This window comes from Mesorhizobium sp. M0276 (assembly GCF_040321755.1).
In the GTDB taxonomy this organism is placed as follows: domain Bacteria; phylum Pseudomonadota; class Alphaproteobacteria; order Rhizobiales; family Rhizobiaceae; genus Mesorhizobium.
Map to the genome: position 1 here is coordinate 24,987 of NZ_JAMYSC010000023.1, position 25,952 is coordinate 50,938.

Genomic DNA, 25,952 nt, shown 5'->3' on the forward strand with positions numbered 1-25,952 from the left:
TCGATGGTTCCTTGAAACGGAGGGCGACGGGTCGCCTATCCCAGTTTCGGCCGATCTGGAACAACGTGCAACAGCGTTCGACCGCCAGACGCCCAGCGTCCGAGCAGCGCGTGTCCGCGGCCGAGTGCCGGATTTCTATTTTTCTTGCCCTGCCGGCAAACAAGTGGGACGATGGCTTTGGGCAGGTAGCGAAACGAAAAGAACCGCCCGCGACGGTCGAACAGGCCGGCCGCCGCTCAGGACCGATTGACCACGCCTGAACCATGCATGCCAGTCGGTCCTACGGGAAACGCCTGAGTGGAGGTCAGTCATGGGTACTCGCGCCGGAGGACGACGCACGGGACCGAAATGCATTGCCATAGTCGGTCCCTTCGCAAGCGGTAAGACGACACTTCTCGAAGCCATTTTGGCCCGTACCGGCTCAATTCCCCGACAAAATCCCGTTTCATCAGGCAATACCGTTTCAGATTATTCGCCCGAGGCACGGGCTCATGCCATGAGCGTCGAGGCGACGATCGCCACCACCGAATTCATGGGCGAGCAGATCACCTTCGTCGATTGTCCCGGCTCCATCGAATTCTCCTTCGAGGCCGAGCCGGTGCTGGCAGCCTGCGACCTTGCCGTGGTCGTTGCCGAGGCCGACGAAAAGAAGATCCCCGCCCTGCAGCTGATCATGCGCAAGCTCGACGATCTCGGCGTGCCGCGCATCCTGTTTCTCAACAAGGTCGACAAGGCAATCACCGGTGTGCGCGACACGCTGAAGATGCTGCAGCCGGCAAGCTCGGTGCCGTTGCTGCTGCGCCAGATTCCGTTGCGCAAGGACGGCGTCGTCATCGGTTCGATCGACCTGGCGCTGGAGCGTGCCTACATCTATCGCGAATATGCCGAGAGCGAAGTGGCTCAAATTCCGGGCGACGAAAAGGCGCGCGAGCTCGAGGCACGCTTCTCCATGCTGGAGACGCTGGCCGACCACGATGACCAGTTGATGGAACAGCTGCTCGAAGAGATCGAGCCGCCCAAGGACGCCATCTTTGATGATCTTGCCGCCGATCTGCGCGATGGCGCGGTGACGCCGGTGCTGATCGGCACCGCCGAGAAAGGCAACGGCGTGCTGCGCCTCCTGAAGGCGATCCGCCACGACGCACCCGACATCGACGCGACACGCAAGCGGCTCGGCGCACCGGATGGCGCGGCCACCCTGGTCCAGGTGATCAAGACCATCCACACGCCGCATGGCGGCAAACTGTCGGTGTCGCGCATCCTCTCCGGCCAGGTCGTCGATGGCTCCGAACTCTGGCTGCCCGGCGGCGATACGGCCAAGGTCTCCGGCATCTACCGGATGCTTGGCAAGGATCAATCCAAGCTCACCATCGCCAAGGCCGGCGACACGGTGGCGCTCGGCAAACTGGACGAGGTCAAGACCGGCCAGACGCTGAGCTCGGTCAAGGGCGGCATCAAGCCGCTCATCGAGCTCGAGCCGCCGCAGCCGGTCTTCGCCTTCGCGCTGCGCCCCAAGGAACGCAAGGACGAAGTGAAGATGTCGGCCGCCATCCAGCGGCTGGCCGAGGAAGATCCCTCGCTTAGCCTGCGCCACAACCAGGACTCGGCCGAGACCGTGCTATCCGGCCATGGCGAGATGCATCTGCGCGTGGTGCGCGAGCGGCTGGAAGGCAAGAACCAGATACCGGTCGAAGGCCATGCGCCTGCGGTGCCCTATCGCGAGACGATCCGCAAGCCGGCGCAGCAGCGCGGCCGTCACAAGAAACAGTCCGGCGGTCATGGCCAGTTCGGCGACGTGGTGATCGAGATCAAGCCGCTGCCGCGCGGCTCCGGCTTCCAGTTCACCGACACCATTACCGGCGGCGTCGTGCCGAAGACCTACATCCAGTCGGTCGAAACCGGTGTGCGTGACTATCTGAAGTCCGGGCCGCTCGGCTTTCCCGTCGTCGATGTCGCCGTCAACCTGTCGGACGGCTCGTACCACGCGGTGGATTCCTCCGACATGGCCTTCCAGATGGCGGCCAGGCTGGCAATGAAGGAAGGCATGGCCGCCTGCTCGCCGGTGCTGCTGGAACCGGTGATGAAGGTTGAGATCGTCACGCCGTCCGATGCCACCTCGAAGATCATTGCGCTCATCCCGCAGCGGCGCGGCCAGATCCTTGGTTACGATGCGAGGCCCGGCTGGCCGGGTTGGGATGTCGTCGAGGCCACCATGCCGCAGGCCGAGATCGGCGACCTGATCATCGAACTGCGCTCTGCCACCTCGGGCGTCGCCAGCTACCGTGCCGTCTTCGACCACATGGCCGAACTCACGGGTCGCCTAGCTGACGAGGCAATGAACACCAACGGCAAGGCTGCCTGACCTGCAGCATCGTCAAACGCCTCGGTTCGAGGGGCAAAAAAGAAACGACGCCCAGCGGGGACCGGGCGTCGTTTTGTTTGCGGACCGTTTCCTTGGGAGGTAAAACGGCAGGTCCGCCGCATTGTGTATCGCCGAACTTCGGCGGATGAAACGGTTCGGACGCGGTAGCCGCCTGAGCCCGGGCCGAACGAGTGATGCCCCCATCTCCCGTCCGAACCACACCGCGTCCTATGGTCGGCGTAGCAGGCCGCGGACGTCCGCGATATGTTACCAGAGGTTACATGTCACTGTTACGCGGCAATTGTGATGGATTTTTTGGCCGACCCAGCAGGGCACAGGCAACAAAAAAGCCGGATCAATGAAGATCCGGCTGAGTTTGATTGGAAGTGCCTGTTAAGGCTAACCTCCAGAGGGGAACACTCAAGGGCGCTAATGGGAGGAGAACGCGCCCAGGAGATGATCTATATATGTGCTCATCATGCCCAAGAAACAAGCATCTATTTTGCAACACTCGCATGCAAAAAGACGCAGGCTGTGGTCTACCCCATTCCAAGAGCCAATAGGACCAGAAAAATCGTCAAAATGGAGCGCTGCACTGGGCAATTTCCACTACAGATTCGCCAATCGTCGCTGGTTCTCGGCTCGAGATGCCAAAACTGCGCAGTGACGTGGAAGCGGGCAGCAGGCGTTCATTTCTAAGGCAATCGGGAGGAAAGCTGCCATGCGGACGTTTTCGGCGATCGCCGGCAGTGCGGCCTTCTTCATTGCAGCCCCGGGCGTGATTGCCGGGCTGGTGCCTTGGCTGTTGACCGACCGCTGGGGCTTGCCGTGGTCGAACCTGCCGGGCTTTGTCCCTGCTGGCGGGCTCTTGATCGTCGCTGCGGTCGCTGCGTTGCTGCATGCCTTCGGCCGCTTTGCGCTCGAAGGGCTGGGCACGCCCGCTCCGGTCGCGCCGACCGAGAGACTGGTGATCGGCGGCATCTACCGCCATGTCCGCAACCCGATGTATGTCGCCGTGCTTTCGATCATCCTCGGCCAGGCGCTGCTGTTCTCGAGCTGGACGCTGGTCGCCTATGCCGTCATCGGCGCGATCGCCATGGGCTCCTTCGTGCGGCTCTACGAGGAGCCGACATTGGCCCGCCGCTACGGCGCCGAATACGAGACCTACCGTCGCAATGTGCCTGGCTGGCTGACTCGCCTGACGCCTTGGCGGGGCTAGATTAGGTCAAGCAGAGCCACATGGGGTATGTTGAGATTCAGGTCAGGCCGAGCCGAGAGCGTGAGATTCCGAGAACCGGAACGGAGCGGACATTGGATCCGTGAGTACCGGAAGCGCAGGAAGCCCTCGTTCGCAGGCCCTCATCACCTGAATATCGATATGCCCCTCAGAAGGACCAGCTGCGCGCCTTGGCAATGATGAAATCGCGAAAGACGTGCAGCTTGGCCTGGTTCTTCATCGCGTCCGGATAGGCGAAATAGGTGTCGAAGGATGGCACTTCGGTTTCCGGCAGCAACTGCACCAGGTCGGAGTCCTTGCTGATCACGTAGTCGGGCAGCATCGCAATGCCGGCACCGCCTTGCACCGCGCGCTTGATCGACAATATGTCGTTGATCTGCAGCGTCGGCACCCTTTGTCCGCCTTCGAAATCGCCGACCGTTTCCAGCCAGTTCAGCTCCGACAGATGCGAAGGCACCGGCACGCCGAAGGTGACGATGCGATGAGCCTTCAGCTCGGCGACCGAAGCCGGCTTGCCGTACTTGGCGACATAGGAAGGCGCCGCGTAGAGGTGGAAGTGCACGGTGAACAGCCGGCGCTGGATCAGGTCCGGTTGCTGCGGCTGGCGCAGCCTGATGGCGCAATCGGCCTGGCGCATGGTGAGGTCGAGTTCCTCGTTGGCGAGGATCAGCTGCAGGCTGATTTCGGGATAGAGCTCGATGAACTCCTGCACCCGTTCAGTCAGCCAGCCGGCGCCGAGACCGACCGTCGTCGTCACCCTGAGCACGCCGGAAGGGCGGTCCTTGGTCTCGGTCAGCCGTGACTTGATGGTTTCCAGCTTCATCAGCACGTCATGCGCCGTGCGGAACAGCATCTCGCCCTGCTCGGTCAGCACCAGCCCGCGGGCGTGGCGGTTGAACAGCGGCACGCCGACATCATGCTCGAGCGCGCTGACCTGCCGCGAGATCGCCGATTGCGACAGATGCAATGTCTCGGCCGCATGGGTAAACGACCCCGCCTCCGCCGCAGCGTGAAACACGCGTAGCTTGTCCCAGTCCAACGCCATGATTCCCCTCGTTCTGTTTTGGCGTCTGAATGAAAAATCAGGCTTTTACACGGCATTTCTAAGCCGTTATCTGAACTCTCTACTCGGCCGCTTCGCGGTGCACCTCAATGCCGGCCAGATATTTCTCCGCCTCGAGTGCGGCCATGCAGCCGAGTCCCGCCGCCGTCACCGCCTGGCGGTAGATATCGTCGGTCACATCGCCGGCCGCGAACACGCCGGGCACGTCGGTGCGGGTCGAATCCGGCGCCGTCCACAGATAGCCGTTCGGCTTCTGCTTCAGCTTCCCGGCGAACAGTTCTACTGCCGGTGCGTGGCCGATGGCCACGAATACGCCATCGACCTTGAGGTGCGACACCTCGCCGGTCACCGCATGCTTGAGCTTCAGCCCTTCGACCGAGGGCGGCAACGGTGTCTTGCCGGGACGGCCGGTGATCTCGTCGACGATCGTGTCCCAGATGACGCGGACATTGTCCTTCTTCAAGAGCCGCTCACGCAGGATGCGTTCGGCGCGAAAATCGCTGCGCCTGTGGACGACCGTCACGCTCTTGGCGAGGTTGGACAGATAGAGCGCCTCTTCCACCGCCGAATTGCCGCCGCCGATCACCGCGACATCTTTGCCGCGATAGAAGAAACCATCGCAGGTGGCGCAGGCCGAGACGCCAAAACCCATGAAGGTCTGTTCGGTCGGGATGCCCAGCCATTTGGCCTGCGCGCCGGTGGCGATGATCAGCGCGTCGGCGGTGTAGGTGGTTCCGGAATCGCCCTTGGCACGGAACGGCCGCACGTTGAGATCGACCTCGGTGATGATGTCGTTGATGATGTCGGTGCCGACATGCTCGGCCTGCTTCAGCATCTGCTCCATCAGCCACGGCCCCTGGATCGGGTCGGCGAAGCCGGGATAGTTCTCGACATCGGTGGTGATCATCAGCTGGCCACCCTGCTGCAGGCCGGCGACCAGCATCGGCTTCAGCATGGCGCGGGCGGCGTAGACGGCCGCGGTATAGCCGGCCGGGCCGGAACCGATAATGAGAACAGGCGCGTGCTTGGTGGTCATTCAAAGCCTCTGCGGAGGGTTGCCGGCGATTGCGGCATGGAAAACTCGTCGCTACCGCGCGTAATGTAAGTGTTGCCCACGACGCCAGCAAGGCAAGTTGGCGTTCGTCCCCGGAAAGCTTTGTCGCACCCTTGCCCCGTCTGAACCTGCGAAATATTCCGGGCAAGGGATGGAATGGACAGCGAAGTCGTTTAATTACGAAATCACGCAAGATCCTTGCGTCTTGCCACTGACTTCTCGAGAGCCCTCATGCCGCTCAAGGCCGATCTCGACGCCATCGACTGGAAGATCCTGCGCGAGCTGCAGGGCGACGGCCGCATGACCAATGTCGAACTATCGAGCCGCGTCGGTATTTCGGCACCGCCATGCCTGCGCCGCGTGAAGCGGCTGGAGGAAGCCGGCATCATCCGTGGCTACCGCGCTTTGCTCAACGCGCCGGCGCTCGGTCTCGATGTCGTCGCCTTTTGCCTGATCGGCCTTCATCACCAGGCCGACGCCGAGCTGCGCATCTTTGCCGAGCGCACCCGAGGCTGGCCGATCGTGCGCGACGCCTGGATGGTGTCGGGCGAATCCGATTTCCTGCTGCATTGCGTGGCGAGCGACCTCGGCGCCTTCCAGACCTTCGTCATCGAGGAGCTGACCTCTGCCCCCAATGTCGACACGGTGCGCACCGCGCTCACCATCCGCCGGGTCAAGGACGAAGGGCTGGTCTCGTTCGCACAGCCTTGAGACAGTCGAACGGCGATGCGAATTCTCGGCTTCGCCACACCAGGGCCGCTTTGGCGTTCGATATCCTCTCGTGTAGAAAGCCGGATCGTTTTGCCGTGCCCGCTCTGGTGGGTTTCCTGGAGCAATTCCGGGAAAAATGTGTAACGGTTTCCGTCCGGGATTGCTAAAAAAGAGATGGCGCAAGCAGCGCAAATTCCGAGAACAGGGTGCCGCGGGGTGAGATCATGACTCGATTTGCTAGCCCCGTTTCGGCGCTCATCATCTGCATGAACGAAGCCGACATGATTGGCCAGTGCCTGGAAAGCGTCGACTTCTGCGCCGAGATCATCGTCGTCGATTCAGGCTCGACGGACAGCACCCTGGATGTTGTTCAGGAGTTCATCGCCAAGGGCTACCCTATAAGGCTGTTTCACAATGATTGGCCGGGCTTTCCACGCCAGCGGCAATTCGCGCTAGATCAGGCCACGCAGCCATGGTGCATTTCGATTGAAGCCGATGAGGCCATCGACGACCTGCTCAGGCAGTCGATCATCGACGTGACGCAGCCTCGCAATGACGCCTTCGACGGATGGTACATAAGACGCCGAGACAAGCTGAAGGGCTATGGCTACGCGCACCGCTGGGTACTGCACAACAGGCTGCTGCGTCTTTTCCGCCGCGACAAGGCCACCATGGACCTCAACTTGCGGGTCCATGAATCGTTCGAGGTGCCGGGCGAAACCGGCACGATTGAAAATGGCGTACTGCTGCATCGCCGCGAAATGACCGTCGCGGAGGACCTGGCAAGGGCCAACACCTATTCCGGCCTCAAGGTTGCCACGCTGATCGAAAAAGGCAAGAAGCCTGGCCTCGTGAAACTTGTGCTGTCGCCGTTCGGCAACTTCCTGAAGTTCTATCTGGCCAAGCGCTACTTCCTGTGCGGCCGGCACGGCTTCGTCTATTCGATGATGGTGATGGTGTATTCGTTCGCCACCGAGGCCAAGCTCTACGAAGAGTCGCGAGACAACGATCCGGTGTGAGCCGTCACGGCTCGCCCGAAACGGCGCCGAGTGCCGCAATCGCGGCGAGCAGTCCGTCGAAATCCCCATGATCGCGCCAGGACCTGACGGTGAAATCCGGTTGAACAGCCGCTTGCCCGTCGACCAGCCAGCCCTGCGACAGCCCGGCGCGCAGTCCCGCTTCCATGTCGGCCGGCTTGTCGCCCCCGATCAGCGAACGTTGCAGATCGAGCCCGAAATGCTTGGCCGCTTCCAGCAGCATGCCCGGATTGGGCTTGCGCATAGGATGATCTGACATCGCGAGCCGGCCGGAACCCGCCTCGTGATAGGCGCAGGCGAGGACCATATCCACGAATGCATTTTCGGCACCCAGCAGTTCGAGCACGCGGCCATTGACGGCGGCGAAATCGGCCCAACCGTAATAGCCTCGCGCGATGCCCGACTGGTTGGTGACGATGACGACGGGAATGCCGGCCCGGTTGGCCGCAGCGATCACTGCGGCGATATCCTCGCGCAGTACGATTTCGGCCGGATCGTCAGGATAGCCGGTGTCGAGATTGATGGTGCCGTCGCGGTCGAGGAAAAGCGCCGGCGTGCCTGCGGAGAAGACCCTCGATCCGACCCGCTCGACCCATAGGCCAGGCTCCGCCAGCGGATAGGATCCAGGCGGCGTGTCGTGCGTTTCAGCCATCGCTGAGACGCGCTTCGACGACCTCGCACAGATGGTGATAGAGGCACAGATGCCCCTGCTGGATGATCGGCGTCGAGGTCGACGGCACGTTGAGCAGGATGTCCGTCAGCGACTTCAGCTTGCCGCCGGTGTCGCCGGTCAGGCTGATCACCGTCATATCCATCATCCGCGCCTGTTCGGCTGCGGCGAGGATGCTCGGCGAGTTGCCACTGGTCGAGATTGCCAGAAGCACACCGCCGGCCGCGCCATGCGCCTCGACCTGGCGCGCAAACACGGTGTCGAAGCCATAGTCATTGCCCCAGGCGGTCAGCACGGCGGCATTGGCCGGCAGCGCGATGACATTGTAGGCCTTGCGCTCTTTGAGAAAGCGGCCGACCAGTTCACCGGCGATGTGGATGGCGTCGCTCGCCGAGCCGCCATTGCCGGCAATCAGCAAAGCTTTTCCAGAGGAAAGCGCCGTCACCACGGCGCTCGCCGCACGCTCCATCTCGCCGGTCAGGTCGCGCTCGACCATAGCGGAGATCGCAGCCGCGGAACGGACCAGGTAATCGTTCAGATCAGCCATGAAAACCTCAGTTGGTGATGCCGCCGGCACGCAATTTGCCAATGGTGCCGGTGGTGCTCTTGCCTGCGACGAGATCGACCAGCACGACCCGTCCGCCGGCCTTCTGCACCACATCGGCGCCGACGACGGTGTCGACCGTGTAATCGGCGCCCTTGACCAGTATGTCGGGCAGCAGAGCCTCGATCAGCGCTAAAGGCGTATCCTCTTCGAACACCACGACCGCATCGACCGAAGCCAAGGCGGCGAGCACGCAGGCGCGGTCGTGCTGATCATTGACCGGGCGCCCGGCGCCTTTCAGGCGCCGCACCGAGGCATCGCTGTTGAGACCGAGCACCAGCCGGTCGCACTGGCTGCGCGCGGCGTGCAAGAGGCTGACATGGCCGGCATGCAGGATGTCGAAGCAGCCATTGGTGAAGCCGACGCTCAAGCCCTCATCCTTCCACGCCGCCACCATGCGTGCGGCCGATGTGGCATCGAGGATGGCGTCCTTGTGGGCGGTCGGTCCGTGCGAGCGGAACAGCGCGCCGGTGAGTTCCTCGACCGTCAGTCGCGCGGTGCCGCGTTTTCCGACCACGACGCCGCCGGCGGCATTGGCGATCGAAGCAGCCATGACGGTATCGGCGCCTGCGGCCAACGCCAGCGCGAAGCTGGCGATCACCGTGTCGCCGGCACCCGAGACGTCGAACACTTCCCGCGCCTGGGTCGCGATGTGGCGCGCCTCGGTCGGACCGACGACGCTCATGCCCTTTTCGCTGCGCGTCGCGACGACGAAGTCGAAGCCGTGCGCCGAAATCAGCTGACGTGCCGCGCCGACAATCTCGTCATCGGCAAACACCGCGTGGCCGACAGCTTCGCCAAGTTCCTTACGGTTCGGGGTGATGGCGGTCGCCCCGGCATAGCGCGCATAGTCGCGACCCTTCGGGTCGACCAGCGCCGGCTTTCCCGCCTCGCGGCAGATGGCGATCAGGTCGGCAGCGACGCCGTCGAGCAGGATGCCCTTGCCGTAATCGGACAGGATGACGATGTCGGCGCGCGTCAGTGCGGCGCGGAAATGACGTATCAGGCCGGCGCGCTCCGACGCATCCAGCGGCTTGACCTCCTCCTCGTCGAAGCGCAACACCTGCTGGTTGAGCGCGCTGAAGCGGCTCTTCGACGATGTCATGCGGCCGCGCTCCTGCGCCAGGCCGGTCGTGTCGGCGCCAAGCTCGCCAAGCATCCGCAGCAGGCTGTCGCCTGCCACATCGGTGCCGATTACCGAGACGGGAACAGCGGTAGCACCGAGCGAAGCGATGTTGGCCACGACATTGCCGGCACCGCCCATCGTCGAGGTCTCGCCGCGCCCGTGCAGCACTGGGATCGGCGCTTCCGGCGAGATCCGCTCAATGACGCCGTTGACGAAACGGTCGAGGATGAAGTCGCCGACCACCAGCACGGTGGCCTGGCCGAACCGCGCAATGGCGCGGTGCAGGGGCTCGGGAGAAGGCGGATTGTGCTTGATCATGTCATCTGCGGCGCGCGGGAAAAGTCGATCTCAGATAGGTCATAGTGCTCGGATTGCGAGGTCGGTCGGTCACGGCGAAGCCGATATACCGCAATTCCATGCAGCGCAACGGCAGGGCATGATCGCGACGGCCCAGGCGGTCAGCTCTTCTGCAGGGCGACATGGACGCCCAGCCCTACCAGCACCGCGCCGCCGGCCCGCTGCATCAGCCGCTGTGCGCGGCTCGAACGTCGCAAGCGACCGATCACGGCACCGGCCAGGAACACGCAGACGACATCGGCCGACGAGAACATCAAATTGACTGTCGTGCCCAGCACGATGAATTGCAGCCAGACCGGAAACGCCGCCGAGGCATCGATGAACTGCGGCAGGAATGCCATGAAGAAGATCGCCGTCTTGGGATTGAGCACCTCGACGGTGATGCTCTCGAAAAAGGCACGTCGTGCCGATTTGCGCTCGATAGCGGGCAGCGCCGTATCGCCCTCCACACGCTTGCGAAACAGCGAGACGCCGAGCCAGATCAGATAGAGCGCGCCGACCAGCTTGACCGCCATGTAGAGCGTCGGCACGGCGTGAAACAGCACCGACAGACCGGCGGCAGCGGCGAAAACATGCACATAACCGCCCAGATGGATGCCAAGGGCTGCAGTAAGGCCGGACCAGCGGCCACGCGCCATCGTCTGCGCCGCGGCATAGAGCATGGCGGGGCCGGGGATGTAGGCGAAGATCGCGGTGGTGACGAAAAACGCGATGAGCAGTTCGGTCGACGGCATTATTGGTCCCTTACGATCATGCCTCTCTCCTGTCGGTTCAGTCGGCGCGCGGGATGGCTTCGGACCGGCCCGTACGGACAGCCGCGATAAAAGCGGACATGATTTTCTTATGGAATGATGGCCACGAAGGCGACAGGCCGTGTCTTGCGGCCTTCGGTCTCGCCGTCTCCGTGTTGGCGATACCACACAGATATGGATATCTCCAGACGTCGGCGGCGATGGGTCTAATCACGATCCAACTCCGCCATGTATTCTTCAAGCATCTTGACATGTTCGGGTGGCGCGTCTTCGGCCGCGTAGACGCGGCGGCTATCGTTGACGAAGCGAGCTTCGTAGGTCTCTATGCTCATCAGGACGTATCTCGGCTTGTTGTGACGAGTGATGGAGACAGGCTGCTGGCTGGCAGCCGCGAGCACGTCTCCAAGATTCTGTTTCAGATCGGTCGATGGATAGCGTTTCATAGGCCACTCCGTTTTGCACATAATAGACAAAATAGACAAAACGGACAAGCCTAAGAAATGACAGATCTGGCGACCACGCCTGCTTTATCGACAGCCCACCCTGCCTCCCCTATAAGGGCCGGAATCGGCAAGTGAAACGCGTATAGGGCCAGCAACATGATCATCGTCACGGGCGGCGCCGGCATGATCGGCTCCAACATCGTCGCAGCTCTGAATGCGGAAGGCCATGACGACATCCTTATCGTCGACGACCTCACCGACGGCCACAAGATCGCCAATCTCGCCGACTTGCAGATCGCCGACTATCTAGACAAGGATGATTTCCTGCCCCGCATGGAGGCAGGTTCACTCGGCCGCATCGAGGCCGTCTTCCATCAAGGCGCCTGCTCGACCACCACCGAGTGGAACGGCAAGTTCATGATGGAGGTGAATTATGCCTTTTCCAAGCGGCTGTTGCACGCAAGCCAGGCACTGCGCGTGCCCTTCCTCTACGCCTCCTCGGCTTCCGTCTACGGCGGCGGCGCGGAGTTTCGCGAGGACCCGGCGCTCGAGCGGCCACTCAACGTCTACGCCTATTCCAAGAAGCTGTTCGACGACTATGTCAGGCGAATGGTGTTCGATACCGACCATTCGCAGGTCGCGGGCCTGCGCTATTTCAACGTCTATGGGCCGCGCGAAGCGCACAAGGGCGCCATGGCGTCGGTCGCTTTCCACCTGGTCAACCAGGTCGAACGGGGCGAAAACCCGAAACTGTTCGGCGCCTATGACGGCTTCGGGCCTGGCGAACAAAGCCGCGATTTCATCCATGTCGGCGATGTCGCCGACGTCAATCTGTGGCTGTGGAAGCGGGATCTGAGCGGCATCTTCAATTGCGGCACCGGCCGCGCCCAGCCCTTCCGCGCCATCGCCGAAACGGTGATCGACACGCTGGGCAAGGGCGAGATCGAGTTCATCGAATTCCCCGACCATCTCAAGGGCAGCTACCAGAGCTTCACGCAAGCTGATATGTCACGTTTGCGCGCGGCCGGTTACAATGGCCAATTCCGGACAGTGGAAACCGGCGTCAGAGACTATGTCGAATGGCTGAGAGCCCAACGATCCTCGTGATCGGTCCACGCTGGGTGGGCGACATGGTGATGGCGCAGTGCCTGTTTTCGGCGCTGAAGGAGCTGCATCCCAACGCCGCCATCGATGTGCTGGCGCCGGCATGGGCCGCGCCGCTGGTCAAGCGCATGCCCGAAATCCGCCAGCAGATCGACTTTCCGCTCAAACCCGGTGCGCTCGAATTGACGCATCGTCGCCGCTTCGGCCGCCTGCTGCAGGGCCGCTATGACGTGGCCTTTGTCCTGCCGGGAAGCTGGAAATCGGCACTGATCCCGTTCTTTGCCCGCATTCCGCGCCGTGTCGGTCATCTGCGCGAAATGCGCTATGGCCTGTTGACCGACATCGTACCGCTGCCCGACAGCGTCAAACGACGTACCGCGCAGGCCTATTTCGGCCTCGCCCAAGGCGCTAGTTTCCGGGCGCCTCGACTAAGCGTGGACACGAAAAACCAGGTTGACCTGCTCGACCGCTTCGGGCTGGCGCCGCAAAAATTCGCGGCACTGATGCCTGGTGCCGAATTCGGCCCGGCCAAGCGCTGGCCGAGTGAAAGCTATGCCGGGCTTGCCCGCGGCTTCATCGGCAAGGGCCTGAAGGTCGCGCTGTTCGGTTCGAAAAACGACCGCGACGTGACGGCGGAGATCGCCGCACTCGCCCCTGGCGTCGTCGATCTCGCCGGCCAGACGCGCCTGGAGGACGCCATCGACCTGATCGCTGCCGCGAGGCTCGCGGTGTCCAACGACAGCGGGCTGATGCATGTCGCCGCTGCCGTCGGCACGCCGATCGTGGCCGTCTATGGCTCGACCTCGCCTGGGAACACGCCGCCGCTGGCCGAGCACCGGGAACTGGTCTGGCTTGGCCTGTCATGCTCGCCCTGCCATCAGAAAATCTGCCCGCTCGGCCACCTCAACTGCCTGAAGACGCTTGAAGTCGGCCAGGTCGCCGCGGCGGCGGACCGCCTGCTGGAAATCCCGGCCGCGGCATGAAGGTGCTGATCGTCAAGACATCCTCGATGGGCGATGTCATCCATACTTTTCCGGCTGTCGAGGATACCAGAGTTAACCGGCCGGACATAAGCTTCGATTGGTGCGTCGAAGAGGCGTTCGCCGGCATCGTGGCGCTGCACCCGGCGATCGACAGAATTCACACGGTGGCGATCCGGCGCTGGCGAAAGGCGCCGTTCGACGGTGGCACCTGGCGCGAGGCCGCCGCCTTGCGCCGAACCTTGCGCGAGTGCCGCTACGATCTGGTCATCGACGCACAGGGCCTGCTGAAATCGGCCCTGGTTGCAAGACAAGCCGGCGCTCCGATTGCCGGCTTCGACCGCTCGAGCGCGCGCGAACCGTCGGCAACTCTGTTCTACGACGTCGCCTATCCCGTGTCGCGCAACCTGCACGCCATCGAACGGACGCGGCAACTGTTCGGGCTGGCGCTCGGCTATCAGCCCGAGCTTTCGACGCTGGATTCCGGAATTGTGCCGCCGGCCGGCACTCTGGCCGGCATCGCCGGGAAAACCGCCTTCCTGCTGCACGGCACCAGCCGCGAAGACAAGAAATGGCCCGTCCAGGACTGGATCGAAACCGCCCGCCTGCTGGTTGAGCGGGGAATGGCGCCGGTCACCACCTGGTCGAACGAGCGCGAGAAGGCCGTGGCCGAAGCGATCGCCAAAGCCGTGCCGTCAACGGTCGTGATGCCGAAATCGCCGCTGGCCGAGATCGCCGCCATCATCGGCCGCTCGACGCTGGTGATCGGCGCCGACACCGGGCTGACCCACCTCGCCAGCGCTTTCGGCCTGCCGACGGTTGCGGTGTTCCTGGCAACCGAGCCAGGTCTCACCGGCCCGCGCGGGCCCTATGCATCGACACTTTTGGCAGCGCCTGGGGAGAGTGTGATTCCGGCGGAGGTGGTGGCGGAGGCAGAGAGGCTAACGGCACTTAAATCACAAGCGCCGGCATAGGACCTTTCAGAATTCGCTCTGGCGAGTCGAATAGCGTGGTTCTTCGAGAACCGGAGCGGAGCGTACTTAAAGTACGTGAGCACCGGAAGCGCAGAAAACCGCGCTAGTCGGCCGCCAGAGTAGAATTATCAAAGGTCCTAGATGAACTGCACCTGGACGATCTCATAGCCCCTGGCACCGCCAGGCGCGTTGACCTCGATAGCGTCGCCGACTTCCTTGCCGATCAGCGCGCGGGCGATCGGCGACGAGATCGAGATACGCCCGGACTTCACATCCGCTTCCTGGTCGCCGACGATCCGATAGGTCTTCTTTTCCTCGGTATCCTCGTCGACCAGCACCACGGTGGCGCCGAACTTGATCTTGTCGCCGCTGAGCTTGCTCACGTCGATCACCTCGGCGCGCGCGATATAATCTTCAAGCTCGTTGACACGGCCCTCATTGAGGCTCTGCGCCTCTTTGGCGGCATGATATTCGGCATTCTCGGACAGGTCGCCATGCGAGCGCGCTTCGGAGATCGCCTCGATGATGCGCGGCCGCTCTTCCTGCTGGCGCCAGCGCAGTTCTTCCTTCAATGACGCGAAACCCTCGCCTGTCATCGGGACCTTGTTCATAATGCCTGCCTTTCCTGCTGCCACCCCCGCGTTTCGGGGGAAGCCTCGTCGATGAGTACAAAAAGAAAACGGTCCGGCAGCCTCGAGCCAACGGAACCGTGTCACCGCAATTTCCTTGAATATAGCAATATTCGCGCGTTTTTCACGCCCAAAAATTGGTTTTGCAAAAATCATCCCCGCTTTCATCAGTCGGGGGGCGGCCAGCCGGAGTGAGGGCCACAAAAAACGACCGCGATTGCTCGCGGTCGCTTCGAAGAGCCCTTGAGGCCGTCTCAACTCCTCATGAAATGGTCGATCTGCTCGGCCAGCATGCCGTATTCGCGCGAACCTTTGCCGGTCCGCTTCTCGATTTCCATCAGCTGCTGCTGGGCGCCGGCCAGATCGCCGATCTGCAGATGCGCTTCGCCGAGATATTCGCGCACCAGCGTATAGTTGGGATCGATGCGCAGCGCTTCCTCGTAATAGCCGAGGCCGACGGTGACGCGGCCGGAGTGGCGGTGCGAATAGCCGAGATAGTTGAGGATGCGCGGATCCTGCTTGTTGGCCGCGAGGCTGAGCACGGCAATCGCCTCATCATAACGCCCGGCCATCGCCAGGTCGTGCCCGGCATAGTAGATGCTGTCGTCGTCCAGCATGCCTTCCTGGGGCGCGACGCACTTCTTCTTCTGCTTGTCCCAGACCATGCCCTTCTTGCATTGGGTGGTCGTATTAGTGTCGCCACCGCTGCCGGCGGCAAACACCGGAACGGCAAGGAACTGCAGCGCGACAAGGGCAGTCGCAGCCTGGATCAGCATTCTTTTATGCATCGAAGCCTCCTGGAGGGGTGAGAATGCAACACTAACGCCGGACGGTTCGCATTTCATCCCGGAAAAATGCGTGCCGCAGAACATCAGGTGACGGATGCCGCAAATCCGCTATCATCGGCCAGGATTTCGGCACTGGGAGACTGCTCGTGCAGCGGCGGCTTGAAAAGGACTGGGAGCTTTCGATCGGCCCCGACACCGTGCGCCTGTTCATTCTCAAGGCCAAGGCGCTGAGTGCCGCCGTCAATGAAGACTATGCCGATGGCGCCGAACACGAGGTCGAACTCGATGGCGAGTCCCATGCCAGCCATCATCATGACGGCCTTGCCGAGGAAAGCTCCGAAGATCTCACCGAGGAAGAGCTGCGCGAGCTGATCAACGACCTCAATGTCGATGAAGCCGCCGAACTGATTGCGCTGGCCTGGGTCGGTCGCGGCGACTACGACGCCACGGAATGGGCGGACGCGCTTGCCACGGCGCGAGAGCGCGCCAACAAGCGCACCGCAAAATACCTGCTTGGTATGCCGCTTCTCGCCGACTGGCTGGAGGAAGGGCTGGAAGCGATCGGCGCGTAACGAGGCGGTTACCGTTCGTGATGCGGCGCAAGCAACCTCCTTGCGTCGGCGCCGTTGATGGTGATGGGGTCGCCTGTCTTTTCCCGAACATGCAAAATTGCGTTGATCATGGCCGTCACGGCCTTGCCGGTGGTGCCGGCCGACGCCCGGCATCGCCATCGACCTCCCAAGCCGCTGACGCCGCGGGTGGAGCAGCCGCTGACAGAGCGGGTCGATCAGCCCTTGAAGCCGCAGGGCGGACTGCGCCTGAAACCGCGACGCCACCGGCACCACACACCGACCCAGACACAACAGGAGACTCAGGCTCCGCGGCCCTCGCCTGCCGATGTTCCGGTGCTGCCCGGGCCAGGTACTCCAGTGCCAAGTCCCATTCCGGTGCCCGAACCACGCCCGGCGGACACTGAGGCGCCGGAAAAGCAAAAGACGGAAGGGCCGAAAACCACCGGAGCATCCGACCGGTTCGATGAAGAACAATCCCATCAGAAAAAGCAGGCACGCCCAGAGCCGTCGGCCACAGAGCCGTCAACCGATACGGAAGGCGAGCCGGAGCTGCCAGCCGTTGCGCCGACGCCGACACAGAAACCTGACACCGAAAAAGCGCCCGATGTTGAGCCCCCAACCGTCGCCCCGCAGCCACCGCAAAAGCCGGCCGATGCAGGCGACAACAAGATGCTGCCCGACCCGCGCTCGGCCGATCTGCCCGACGCCAAGATGCCCGCCGAGGAAATCGCCTGCCGCGATCGGCTGAAGACACTTGGCGTCGAATTCGAGGAGCGCAAGGCGGAAAGCAACCCCGAAATCGGCTGCTCGATTCCGTATCCGATCGTGCTGAAGACGCTTGGAAAGTCCGTCGACATCGGCCCCAACCCCGAACTGAACTGCAAGATGGCCGAGGCGGCTGCCCGTTTTGCCGCCGATGTGATCCAGCCGGCCGCGAAAGCCGAATTCGGTGCCGACCTGAAATCGATCGACCAGGCATCGGCCTTTGTCTGCCGGCCACGCAACGGCACACAAAAATTGTCCGAGCATGCCTTCGGCAACGCGCTCGATATCGCCAGCTTCACGCTGTCGGATGGCAAGAAGATCGAAGTCGGTCCTGCGCCACCCGAGAAGGACGCCAAATTTCTCGACACCGTGCGTAAGGCGGCCTGCGGACCGTTCAAGACCGTGCTTGGACCGGGCAGCGATGCCGATCATTCCTTGCATTTCCATCTCGATCTCGAGCCTAGACAGCATGGCGGAACGTTCTGTCAGTGAGCATGGTTGGCCGGACCGCGTGCCCCAATTCGGCCGCAGGCATGAACGCGAGCGCTGAGTTTTCCTTTACCCTTGATCGTTAAAATGCCGGACATCTGGGACAGGGATTCCGCTGATGGCCGGGATATTTGCCGCCGTACGGCAGTCGAGACGCATGTGCGCGGCAGCCGGCAGGCTGGCCGCCGGCCTTGCCCTCGTGGCGGTTTCCGCCTGCAATACCGGCAGCGTGCTATCGCTTGAACCGGCTGTCGACGTCGGCTCCCAGACTTCAACCGTGCCGCAATACACCGGCCTGCAGAAGCTCGTTCCCTCCAATCCCTATATGACGCAGGCCGCTTATCCGCGCATGGACGAGCCGATGTCGCCGGTCGAGCAGATGCCGGCCAGTGAAACCGACTGCCGCCAGCAATTGAAGCGCCTCGACGTTGCCTTCACCGACCTGGCGCCGATCCATGAAGGCCAGTGCGGCATCGACTATCCCGTAAAGGTCTCGGCCATCGGCAACATCCAGATGAAGCCAGCCGCGACGCTGACCTGCGACATGGCCGCCACCTTTGCCGGCTGGACAAAGAATGAGCTCGTCCCCTCCGCCCGCTGGCGCTATTTCTCGGGCGTCAAGACCATCCACCAGGGCTCCAGCTATTCCTGCCGCAACATCGCGGGTGAAGGCGTGTTGTCGGAACATGGCAAGGGCAACGCGCTCGACGTCATGAGCATCGAGCTCAACAACGGCGACGACATCGACGTGCGCAAGCCCGGCCTGTTTGCCTTCCGCACCCGCGGCTTCCTGAACAATGTGCGCGCCGACGGCTGCCAGTACTTCACCACCGTGCTCGGCCCCGGCTACAATTACGACCACCGCAACCATTTTCATTTCGACATCAAGAACCGCAAGAACGGTTATCGCGCCTGCCGGTAGATCGATGCCGGGTATCCTTTGCGGGAGTGCCACGCACCGCCTAATGTGATGCCGGACGTTTGAGCCTCCTTCATGAGCCAACGAAGTCTTCGGCGACGCATCACGATCTGGATGGTGGCCTTGCTGGCCGGCTACCTGGCGCTCGCCTATTTCGCGGTGCCCGAGTTCTGGACGTTCCGCGATCGCGGCTTTCGCACCCAGCGTTTCGAGATGGTGACGCACACTCCGCAAGGTATTCCTGGCGACCCGATCAATGTCGGCCTTGTCGGCACGCGGAAGGAGGTGGCCCATGCCTTCGCCGTCGCCGGTTGGGACACCGCTGACGCCGTGACCCTGAAGACTGCAATCGAGATCGGCGAGAGCGTTTTGTTCGACCACCCCTACCCCGATGCGCCGGTCAGCCGGCTGCTGTTCGACGGCCGCGCCCAGGATCTCGCCTTCGAAAAGCCGGTTGGCGGCAGCGCCGATCGCCGGCATCATGTCCGCTTCTGGCAGACCGATGCTGCAGGCGATGATGGCCGGCCGCTGTGGCTGGGATCGGCCAGCTTCGATCGCGGCGTTGGCCTCAGCCGCGATACCGGCGCCGTCACCCACCATATCGGCTCCGACATCGATGCCGAGCGCGATTTCCTGATGCGCGACCTGGCCACCGCCGGCACACTGGTCTCGACCAGTGACATATCTGGCATCGGCGCGACAACCACCGGACGCAATGGCGGCGGCGATCCCTATTTCACGGATGGCGAGGCGATCGTCGGCATACTCAAACAGTAGATCGCGCGGCCTGGTTCGATCCGGCGCCTAAAGAGCGTCGCTGTTGTTCGCCTCATTCGAACAGGAAGGCACATACATCGAGCCCACGGTGCATATCTCGGAAGCCGAGGCGCTGCTCCATCACATCGATCAGGTCCTGAAAACCCGCCCGGGCTTCTGGTTCGAACGGACGACCTTGGTCTATGTCCATCATGACTGCCTGCGTTTTGGCTGGGTGCGAGGGGCCGACGCCTGACCGAAATACCGGTCATTCCGCAAAAACCACGCCGGACTATTTTCGAACACCGCGCCGCAATGCTATTGACCGGTCATGCTATACGTCGAAATCGCTACCGTGTTCGTCCTCATCTGCGTAAACGGCCTTTTGTCGATGTCAGAACTTGCCATCGTCTCGTCGCGGCCTGCTCGGCTGAAAGCGATGATCGACCGCGGCATCAATGGCGCCGGCCGCGCTCTCGAGCTTGGCTCGAATCCCGGCAAGTTCCTATCCTCGGTGCAGATCGGCATCACCCTGGTCGGCGTCCTCTCCGGCGCCTTTTCCGGCGCCACGCTTGGCGAGCGGCTGGCGCAGTTCCTGGCCACGACCGGCATACGTGAGGCCGTTGCCGATCCGCTCGGCGTCGGCATCGTCGTCGCCATCATCACCTATTTCTCTCTGATCGTAGGCGAGCTGGTTCCCAAGCAGATCGCGTTGCGTGACCCTGAACGGGTGGCCGCAAGAGCGGCGCCCGCCATGACCATCCTCGCCACTGTCTCGGCACCGCTGGTTTTCCTGCTCGATTTTTCCGGCCGCGCCATCTTGTGGCTGCTCGGCCAGCGCGGCGAAAGCGAGGAGAAGGTCACCGACGAGGAGATCAAGATGCTGGTTGCCGAGGCCGAGCATCACGGCACCATTGAATCCGACGAGCGGCGCATGATCGCCGGCGTCATGCGGCTTGGCGACCGCGCCGTGCGCGCGGTGATGACGCCGCGCACCGAGGTCGACTGGATCAATTTGCAATCCGACGAGGCGGCCATCCGCAAGCTTTTGATGGAGACCCAGCATTCGCGCCTGCCCGCCGGCGACGGCGGCGTCGATGTCATGGTCGGCGTCGTCCAGACGCGAGACGTGCTGGCGGCGCTGCTTGCCGGCCTCGTGCTCGATCCGCGCAGGCATGTGCAAGCCGCACCCATCGTCTATGACCAGGCCGACGCACTGGATGTGCTGCAGAAGCTCAAGGAATCCGACGTGCCGATGGCGCTGGTGCATGATGAATACGGCCATTTCGAAGGCATCGTCACTCCGGCCGACATCCTCGAAGCCATCACCGGCGTGTTCCGGGCGGACACCGATGCCGGCGACGAGGAAAATGCCGTCAAGCGCGAGGACGGCTCATGGCTGCTCGCCGGCTACATGCAAGCCGACGAGATGGCCGACATTCTCGGCATCGACCTGCCGGAAAATCGCGACTACGAGACCGTGGCCGGCTATGTGCTGGCACACATGCACCATCTGCCGGCGACTGGCGAATGCGTCGATGCGCAGGGCTGGCGCTTCGAGGTGGTCGACCTCGACGGCCGCCGCATCGACAAGCTGATCGCCACCCGGCTGCCCGGCGCTCAGCGCGAGGCGGTGCGCTGAGCGTCAACGCGATGTGCGGCATTCGCTTTATGGTCGCCAGAAGGGCTTGGCGATCTCTTCCTCGACCTCCCGTTTCGTCAGACCGATATCGTCGATAAGATAGGGATTGTCGTTCGACATTTGCCTGAGTTGCCAGCGAAAGCGTATCCGCTCGCGCCAGCTCCGCTCGCGCAGGGTCGTGATAATACTTCGCAAGGTCGTCAGGAGCCGGCGCGACGCCGGCCCCACGGACGTCCCCAGCTGCGCTGTGCGATGCGGGGCCGAGGCACGGATATTGGTCATCGCAACCTCCATGTGATTTGAGGGCCCAGGGGTTCTCGATCGAAATGAGGTTGAATTCTGCGCGATACGGACAGAGCCGTAATTAAGCCCTCCCAAATAGTTCTCAAAACTTCCAAACCGGCTATAGATGCGCCCTATGCAGGGATCGCGATTTGCCTTTGGTCCGTTCGTGCTTGATCCGGGTGCGGGTACGCTGCTTCGGAACGATGTTCCCGTTGCCATTGGCTACCGCGGGCTAAGCCTGCTTGCGGCACTCGTTGGACGGCCCGGCCAAGTCCTGGGCAAAGCCGAGTTGATGGACGCGGCGTGGCCGGGGACAGCCGTCGAGGAAGGCAATCTCACCGTCCAGATCGCACAACTGCGCAAGCTGCTTGGTCCGGCAGCCGATGGCGGCGAATGGATATCCACCGTTCCGCGCGTCGGCTACCGCTTCACGGGCGCCGTCGAACAGCTCGGCGGCGCGAAGCGAAGACCTCTGCCGCTGCCCGACAAACCGTCGATAGCCGTGCTGCCCTTCGTCAATTTCAGCAACGATCCCGAGCAGGATTCCTTCGCGGATGGGTTGACCGAGGACCTGATCACCGACCTTTCAAGGATCTCCGGCCTGTTCGTCATCGCGCGCAACTCGACCTTTGCCTACAAGGGAAAGGCGATGGACGTGCGCGAGATCGCCGGGGATCTTGGCGTGCGCTATCTGCTGGAAGGCAGCGCAAGACGCGCCGCGGATCGCGTGCGCATCAACGCCCAGTTGGTCGATGCGGTGAGCGGCGAACATCTATGGGCGGAACGCTTCGATCGGAGCCTGGAGGATATCTTTGCGGTTCAGGACGAGGTCACGGCCAAGATCGTCGAGGCTTTGCTTGGCCGGCTGCGCGCACCGCTGCCGCGCAACCGGCCCCAAAATCTCGAGGCCTACGACCTCTGCGTGCGGGCGCGCAAGCTGATCGATGATTCGCCGCAGACGGCGCGGGAAGCGCACCTCATGCTCATGCGTGCGGTATCCCTCGATCCGGACTACGCCGAGGCCTATCGCTGGCTTGCCATGAACCACTGGATGGGATGGGTGCATTGGGGCGAACCCATCGAGCCCAACCGTAGTGTTGCTTTGGAGTTGGCGCGCAAGGCCGTGGCGATCGATCCCAACGATGCCGGCTGCCGCTGGGTCCTTGCCAACCTGCTCGCCTATGAACGCCGCTTCGCCGAGGCAGATGCGGAATTCGCCAAAGCATTCGAGCTAGACCCGAACGAGGCCGACGCCTGGGCGACACTATCCGACATCGCGGTCCTCGCCGGGCGGGTCCAGGAGGGCCTAGAGCACATTCGCAAGGCGTTCCGGCTGAACCCGTTTCCGGCAAGCTGGTACTATCTGACGCTCGGCGCTGCGCAATACGCGGCGCGCGAATACGAAGCCGCCATCGAGACACTGCGCAGGGACGAGACCTATCGCACAAGCTCACGCCGCTTCCTGGCGGCAAGCCTTGCGCAACTCGGCCGATTCGACGAGGCGCGCGCGGAGGTCGAAATGTTCCTCATCAGCAACCCGCATTTCACGACCCGCCACTGGGTGATGACGGAACCGTTTCGCGACGCCGCCATTCAGGAGCATTTCATTGATGGTTTCCGCAAGGCCGGTCTTCCGGAATGACGCGCAGGCGGAGCCCCGAGCGGACGGACTTGCGTCCTCAAACCGCCGCTTCGATCGGTTCGGCAAGCCGGGGATTTGCCCGCGCGGCGATCAGGCAGCCGGCGACGATCAGGCATGCTCCGGTCAGCGTGGTCCAGGTCGCCTCCTCGCCGAAGAAGAACCAGCCAAGCGCGACCGCCCAGATAAAGGCCGAGTATTCGGTCGGGATCAGATATTGCGCTTCGGCGCGGGCGTAGGCCCAGCTCATCAGGAATTGCCCTGCAAGTGACAGCCCCGTCACCCCGGCCAGCGGCAGCCAAAGATTAGTCGGCAGGGCGACGGCGAGCCAAGGTGCCGCGAGGCCGACGATGATTGCAACGCAAAGGTTCTGGAACAACATGATCTCGATAGGCTTGGCCAACTGCGCCTGTTGCCGGGCGAGGATCAGATTGTAGCCGTAGAACACCGTTGATACGAGGACCGCCGCCGTGCCAAGCACGGCATCCAGCGTAGTGCTTGCCTGCCCGAACTGGCCGGCCATGATGATCGCGACGCCGGCGATGCCGGCCAACGATGCCCAGATTGCCTGGCGCCGGATTCGTTCGCCCAGCAGCAGCGCGGCGAGGAAGAGGGCGAACAAGGGCGCCACGAAGCTGAGCCCGATCGCCTCCGCCAGCGGCAGCCTGGCAAGACCCCAGAAGAACGATATCAGAACGATGCCGACAATTGCGGCACGCAGCGCATGCAGCCTCAGCACCGGAAAGGTTGGCTTTGAGCGCGGCCCTGTCGACCAGGCAGCACCCGCGACCACGGTCGCCAGCATGCTGCGCCACAGCACCGTGTTGTAGACGCCCACCGCAATGACCAGCGTCTTCATCGCCGCGTCCATCCCCGACAGCAGGAAGATCCCGAGCGCGCATACGAGCACCGGGATCATCGGGGAAACGGCGCCGGTCAGGCTGGATGTCTTCACGGCTTCAACTCATGTGACGGATTGCAGCCGGATATCTCAGAGCAAAGGGCGGCACCAGATGGCAGGACCGCCCATATGGAGGTCCAATCCCGATTGACGTCATGTCCGCCGCGGCGCCAAGGCACCAGCACCACTTTCCCCGTCTAGCGGCGCTCCTCAAGCAGCCGGTGCGCTTCGCCGGCCCGGTAGAGCCGGAAGCGCCGATCGCTGCCCGAAGCCGGCCGCTGACCGCCAGTTGGAACAGCTCGGACAGGCTGGTTCTCAGCACGTCGGAGACAGCAACGGCAGCAGTGCGAAGCCTTTCAGCGACTGGTTGCGGCCGATCATCGCCTTCAGGTCCTGCTGACGCTCTGCCAATGGGGTCGGCACCATGCGGACGAACTCAACGAGGCGGATCGCTCGCCGACCGCATCATCGGGTCAAGACAGGCGCGGGAGGCGCACGCCTCTGACAATTGAAAAGGGCGGCGCAAGCGCCGCCCCGTATCCTTGGGAGGATAATTCGAACCGGCGGTCAGGCCGCCCTGACTTCCTCGGCAACGGCATCGGCCTGACGCGCTGCCTTGAGCACCTTGGCCCACCACGCAACATCGTTGACCAGCGCGGTGGCGGCTTGGTTCAGATGCTCGAGATCTTCCAGCTTCTTCTCGCCCTGGCGGACGGCAAGGAAATCGCCCCAGGCGATATGGACGGCCGACTTGACCGGCGCCATCTGCAATTCGACCGCATGAAGGCGGAGTTGCTCGACGGCGCGGGAACCGCCGACACTGCCATAGCCGACAAACCCGGCCGGCTTCTTGTTCCATTCGTTGGCCGCGTAATCGATAGCGTTCTTCAGCACGGCCGTCGGACCATGATTGTATTCGGCGGCAGTGAAGATGAAGCCGTCGAATTCGGCGACCTTCTTTTGCCAGCGCTGTGCCACTTCGTTGGTCGACGGCACCCAGGCGGAGGATGCGACCTCGTCGAAGAAGGGCAGCGGGAAGTCGCGCAGGTCGACGATCTCGACGTTGATGTCGGCATGCGACTTGGCGATCTTGGCGATCCATTCGGTCGGCACGTCGGCGAAACGCGCGGCGCGTGTCGAACCGATGACGATGGCGATTTTGGGTTTTGACATGGGGGCTCTCCATTCAGTAAAAGCTGGTATCATTTAGATACCGGCGCTATATGAGATACTGTCAACTCCCGACGCAAGGAGGCACCTTTTTGTTACTGAGGCACCCGCACCGCACCGAGGATTGTCGCGCCATTTCCGAAATCCTGCAGCGCGTCGGCGACAAATGGACCGTTCTGGTGGTTGGCAAGCTGGGCGACGGACCGCTGCGCTTCAACGAATTGCGCGCAGCCGTCGGCGGCATTTCACAGAAGATGCTGACTACGACGTTGCGTGGGCTGGAGCGCGACGGCTTCGTCACCCGCACCGTGTACCCGACCATCCCGCCGCGTGTCGACTACGAACTGACCGAGCTCGGTCACGAGTTGCTGATCCCGGTCAGCGCGCTTGGTGAATGGGCGCGCAGGAACACCGCGCGCGTGCGGGCCGCACGTGAAAAATTCGACGGTATGCGTGCCTGAAACCCTTGCCTGAGCGTTGGAGAACCGGCTCCTATCAGCCTTCGGCAGGAACCGCTTTCGGCTTGCCCTCGCCGTCCAGCGCCACCATGACGAAATCGGCATGGGTAACTTTTTCCATCAGGTCGGAAAGGTAGCGTTGCGCCCAGGCTTCGACCTTGAGCGTCATCGAGGTGCGGCCGACGCGTTCGACATGGGTGTAGATGCACAGCGTGTCGCCGATCTTCATCGCCTTGGCGAAAGACATTTCCTTGACCGCCGCCGTCACCACGCGGCCCTTGGCGCGCTCGGCGGCACGGATGCCGCAGGCCAGGTCCATCTGCGCCATGACCCAGCCGCCGAAGATGTCGCCGGCGGCATTGGCATCCGAAGGCATGGCCAGTGTGCGCAGCGTCAGGTCTCCGATCGGCCGTCCATCCGCGTAGTGCACCATGCGAGAAATCCCTGAGATCGATTGCCCTCGAT

28 protein-coding genes are annotated in these 25,952 nt (G+C 62.8%); 15 read left to right on the forward strand and 13 right to left on the reverse strand.

Annotation, left to right across the window (positions count from 1 at the left end):
• Nucleotides 1-310: 310 nt before the first annotated feature.
• Both NKJ01_RS18995 and NKJ01_RS19000 read left to right on the forward strand, forming a co-directional pair.
• A complete protein-coding gene (locus tag NKJ01_RS18995; RefSeq protein WP_031260751.1) occupies nt 311-2,362 on the forward strand; it encodes an elongation factor G in 2,052 nt (683 codons plus the stop codon).
• Between the two features lie 721 nt (nt 2,363-3,083).
• Nucleotides 3,084-3,581: a methyltransferase family protein gene (locus NKJ01_RS19000; protein ID WP_352730092.1), complete on the forward strand. Its 498-nt coding sequence runs from the start codon at nt 3,084-3,086 to the stop codon at nt 3,579-3,581.
• A 166-nt stretch (nt 3,582-3,747) separates the two neighbouring features.
• Here NKJ01_RS19000 and NKJ01_RS19005 read toward each other — a convergent pair whose 3' ends face one another.
• Together NKJ01_RS19005 and trxB are read right to left on the reverse strand one after the other, a co-directional pair.
• Entirely contained in the window at nt 3,748-4,644 is an 897-nt protein-coding gene (locus NKJ01_RS19005; RefSeq protein ID WP_023761285.1) for a LysR family transcriptional regulator, read from the reverse strand.
• A 79-nt stretch (nt 4,645-4,723) separates the two neighbouring features.
• Nucleotides 4,724-5,698, reverse strand: coding sequence for a thioredoxin-disulfide reductase (trxB, locus tag NKJ01_RS19010; protein ID WP_023761284.1), 975 nt, complete (start codon nt 5,696-5,698; stop codon nt 4,724-4,726).
• A 249-nt stretch (nt 5,699-5,947) separates the two neighbouring features.
• Here trxB and NKJ01_RS19015 point away from each other — a divergent pair, with 249 nt between their 5' ends.
• Both NKJ01_RS19015 and NKJ01_RS19020 read left to right on the forward strand, forming a co-directional pair.
• On the forward strand, nt 5,948-6,427 hold the full coding sequence (locus NKJ01_RS19015) for an Lrp/AsnC family transcriptional regulator (protein WP_023761283.1): 480 nt from the start codon (nt 5,948-5,950) through the stop codon (nt 6,425-6,427).
• Between the two features lie 224 nt (nt 6,428-6,651).
• Nucleotides 6,652-7,446 carry a glycosyltransferase family 2 protein gene (locus tag NKJ01_RS19020; protein WP_352730095.1) on the forward strand — a complete coding sequence of 265 codons (795 nt, stop codon included), beginning with the start codon at nt 6,652-6,654 and terminating at the stop codon, nt 7,444-7,446.
• Nucleotides 7,447-7,450: 4 nt separating this feature from the next.
• On the opposite strand, the gene NKJ01_RS19025 is transcribed toward NKJ01_RS19020, so the two are convergent.
• From NKJ01_RS19025 to NKJ01_RS19045, 5 genes are all read right to left on the reverse strand, one after another.
• Nucleotides 7,451-8,116, reverse strand: coding sequence for an HAD family hydrolase (locus tag NKJ01_RS19025; protein ID WP_352730097.1), 666 nt, complete (start codon nt 8,114-8,116; stop codon nt 7,451-7,453).
• Complete coding sequence (locus tag NKJ01_RS19030; RefSeq protein WP_023761280.1) at nt 8,109-8,681, reverse strand: D-sedoheptulose-7-phosphate isomerase; 573 nt, start codon at nt 8,679-8,681, stop codon at nt 8,109-8,111. The genes NKJ01_RS19025 and NKJ01_RS19030 overlap by 8 nt, the downstream gene beginning before the upstream one ends.
• A gap of 7 nt (nt 8,682-8,688) precedes the next feature.
• Nucleotides 8,689-10,182 carry a D-glycero-beta-D-manno-heptose-7-phosphate kinase gene (rfaE1, locus tag NKJ01_RS19035; RefSeq protein ID WP_352730099.1) on the reverse strand — a complete coding sequence of 498 codons (1,494 nt, stop codon included), beginning with the start codon at nt 10,180-10,182 and terminating at the stop codon, nt 8,689-8,691.
• 140 nt (nt 10,183-10,322) lie between these two features.
• The gene (locus NKJ01_RS19040) at nt 10,323-10,955 is read right to left on the reverse strand and encodes a LysE family translocator (protein WP_023761278.1); all 633 of its coding nucleotides are present in this window, start codon (nt 10,953-10,955) and stop codon (nt 10,323-10,325) included.
• A 224-nt stretch (nt 10,956-11,179) separates the two neighbouring features.
• Entirely contained in the window at nt 11,180-11,416 is a 237-nt protein-coding gene (locus tag NKJ01_RS19045) for a type II toxin-antitoxin system Phd/YefM family antitoxin (RefSeq protein WP_352730101.1), read from the reverse strand.
• Between the two features lie 156 nt (nt 11,417-11,572).
• On the opposite strand from NKJ01_RS19045, the gene rfaD reads away from it, so the two are divergent.
• The 3 genes from rfaD to waaC are packed head-to-tail and all read left to right on the forward strand — an operon-like array spanning nt 11,573 to nt 14,474.
• A complete protein-coding gene (gene rfaD / locus NKJ01_RS19050) occupies nt 11,573-12,523 on the forward strand; it encodes an ADP-glyceromanno-heptose 6-epimerase (RefSeq protein ID WP_352730103.1) in 951 nt (316 codons plus the stop codon).
• Nucleotides 12,496-13,503, forward strand: coding sequence for a lipopolysaccharide heptosyltransferase II (waaF, locus tag NKJ01_RS19055; RefSeq protein ID WP_352730105.1), 1,008 nt, complete (start codon nt 12,496-12,498; stop codon nt 13,501-13,503). The genes rfaD and waaF overlap by 28 nt, the downstream gene beginning before the upstream one ends.
• Entirely contained in the window at nt 13,500-14,474 is a 975-nt protein-coding gene (gene waaC / locus NKJ01_RS19060) for a lipopolysaccharide heptosyltransferase I (RefSeq protein ID WP_352730107.1), read from the forward strand. Before waaF ends, waaC begins: the two co-directional genes overlap by 4 nt.
• A gap of 137 nt (nt 14,475-14,611) precedes the next feature.
• Here waaC and greA read toward each other — a convergent pair whose 3' ends face one another.
• Together greA and NKJ01_RS19070 are read right to left on the reverse strand one after the other, a co-directional pair.
• A complete protein-coding gene (greA, locus tag NKJ01_RS19065) occupies nt 14,612-15,085 on the reverse strand; it encodes a transcription elongation factor GreA (protein WP_013530066.1) in 474 nt (157 codons plus the stop codon).
• A 272-nt stretch (nt 15,086-15,357) separates the two neighbouring features.
• On the reverse strand, nt 15,358-15,891 hold the full coding sequence (locus NKJ01_RS19070; protein ID WP_352730109.1) for a tetratricopeptide repeat protein: 534 nt from the start codon (nt 15,889-15,891) through the stop codon (nt 15,358-15,360).
• A 146-nt stretch (nt 15,892-16,037) separates the two neighbouring features.
• Here NKJ01_RS19070 and NKJ01_RS19075 point away from each other — a divergent pair, with 146 nt between their 5' ends.
• From NKJ01_RS19075 to NKJ01_RS19100, 6 genes are all read left to right on the forward strand, one after another.
• On the forward strand, nt 16,038-16,463 hold the full coding sequence (locus tag NKJ01_RS19075; RefSeq protein ID WP_023761271.1) for a DUF3775 domain-containing protein: 426 nt from the start codon (nt 16,038-16,040) through the stop codon (nt 16,461-16,463).
• A gap of 186 nt (nt 16,464-16,649) precedes the next feature.
• Nucleotides 16,650-17,720, forward strand: a complete 1,071-nt coding sequence (locus NKJ01_RS19080) for an extensin-like domain-containing protein (RefSeq protein WP_352730193.1) — start codon at nt 16,650-16,652, stop codon at nt 17,718-17,720.
• Between the two features lie 115 nt (nt 17,721-17,835).
• On the forward strand, nt 17,836-18,639 hold the full coding sequence (locus NKJ01_RS19085; protein ID WP_352487120.1) for an extensin-like domain-containing protein: 804 nt from the start codon (nt 17,836-17,838) through the stop codon (nt 18,637-18,639).
• A 72-nt stretch (nt 18,640-18,711) separates the two neighbouring features.
• A complete protein-coding gene (locus NKJ01_RS19090) occupies nt 18,712-19,413 on the forward strand; it encodes an LssY C-terminal domain-containing protein (RefSeq protein ID WP_352730112.1) in 702 nt (233 codons plus the stop codon).
• Between the two features lie 43 nt (nt 19,414-19,456).
• Entirely contained in the window at nt 19,457-19,648 is a 192-nt protein-coding gene (locus NKJ01_RS19095) for a hypothetical protein (RefSeq protein ID WP_023761266.1), read from the forward strand.
• A gap of 75 nt (nt 19,649-19,723) precedes the next feature.
• Nucleotides 19,724-21,034 carry a hemolysin family protein gene (locus NKJ01_RS19100; protein WP_352730114.1) on the forward strand — a complete coding sequence of 437 codons (1,311 nt, stop codon included), beginning with the start codon at nt 19,724-19,726 and terminating at the stop codon, nt 21,032-21,034.
• Nucleotides 21,035-21,061: 27 nt separating this feature from the next.
• Here the strand turns inward: NKJ01_RS19100 and NKJ01_RS19105 are convergent, their stop codons facing one another.
• Nucleotides 21,062-21,316, reverse strand: coding sequence for a DUF1127 domain-containing protein (locus NKJ01_RS19105; RefSeq protein ID WP_352730116.1), 255 nt, complete (start codon nt 21,314-21,316; stop codon nt 21,062-21,064).
• 127 nt (nt 21,317-21,443) lie between these two features.
• Here NKJ01_RS19105 and NKJ01_RS19110 point away from each other — a divergent pair, with 127 nt between their 5' ends.
• The gene (locus NKJ01_RS19110; protein ID WP_352730118.1) at nt 21,444-22,961 is read left to right on the forward strand and encodes a winged helix-turn-helix domain-containing tetratricopeptide repeat protein; all 1,518 of its coding nucleotides are present in this window, start codon (nt 21,444-21,446) and stop codon (nt 22,959-22,961) included.
• Between the two features lie 37 nt (nt 22,962-22,998).
• Here NKJ01_RS19110 and NKJ01_RS19115 read toward each other — a convergent pair whose 3' ends face one another.
• Entirely contained in the window at nt 22,999-23,877 is an 879-nt protein-coding gene (locus NKJ01_RS19115; RefSeq protein WP_352730195.1) for a DMT family transporter, read from the reverse strand.
• A gap of 549 nt (nt 23,878-24,426) precedes the next feature.
• A complete protein-coding gene (locus tag NKJ01_RS19120) occupies nt 24,427-25,032 on the reverse strand; it encodes an NADPH-dependent FMN reductase (RefSeq protein ID WP_352730120.1) in 606 nt (201 codons plus the stop codon).
• A gap of 89 nt (nt 25,033-25,121) precedes the next feature.
• Here NKJ01_RS19120 and NKJ01_RS19125 point away from each other — a divergent pair, with 89 nt between their 5' ends.
• The gene (locus NKJ01_RS19125; protein ID WP_352730122.1) at nt 25,122-25,490 is read left to right on the forward strand and encodes a winged helix-turn-helix transcriptional regulator; all 369 of its coding nucleotides are present in this window, start codon (nt 25,122-25,124) and stop codon (nt 25,488-25,490) included.
• Nucleotides 25,491-25,524: 34 nt separating this feature from the next.
• On the opposite strand, the gene NKJ01_RS19130 is transcribed toward NKJ01_RS19125, so the two are convergent.
• Nucleotides 25,525-25,920 (reverse strand): acyl-CoA thioesterase, encoded by a 396-nt coding sequence (locus NKJ01_RS19130; protein ID WP_023761257.1) that lies wholly within the window; start codon nt 25,918-25,920, stop codon nt 25,525-25,527.
• Between the last annotated feature and the right edge of the window lie 32 nt (nt 25,921-25,952).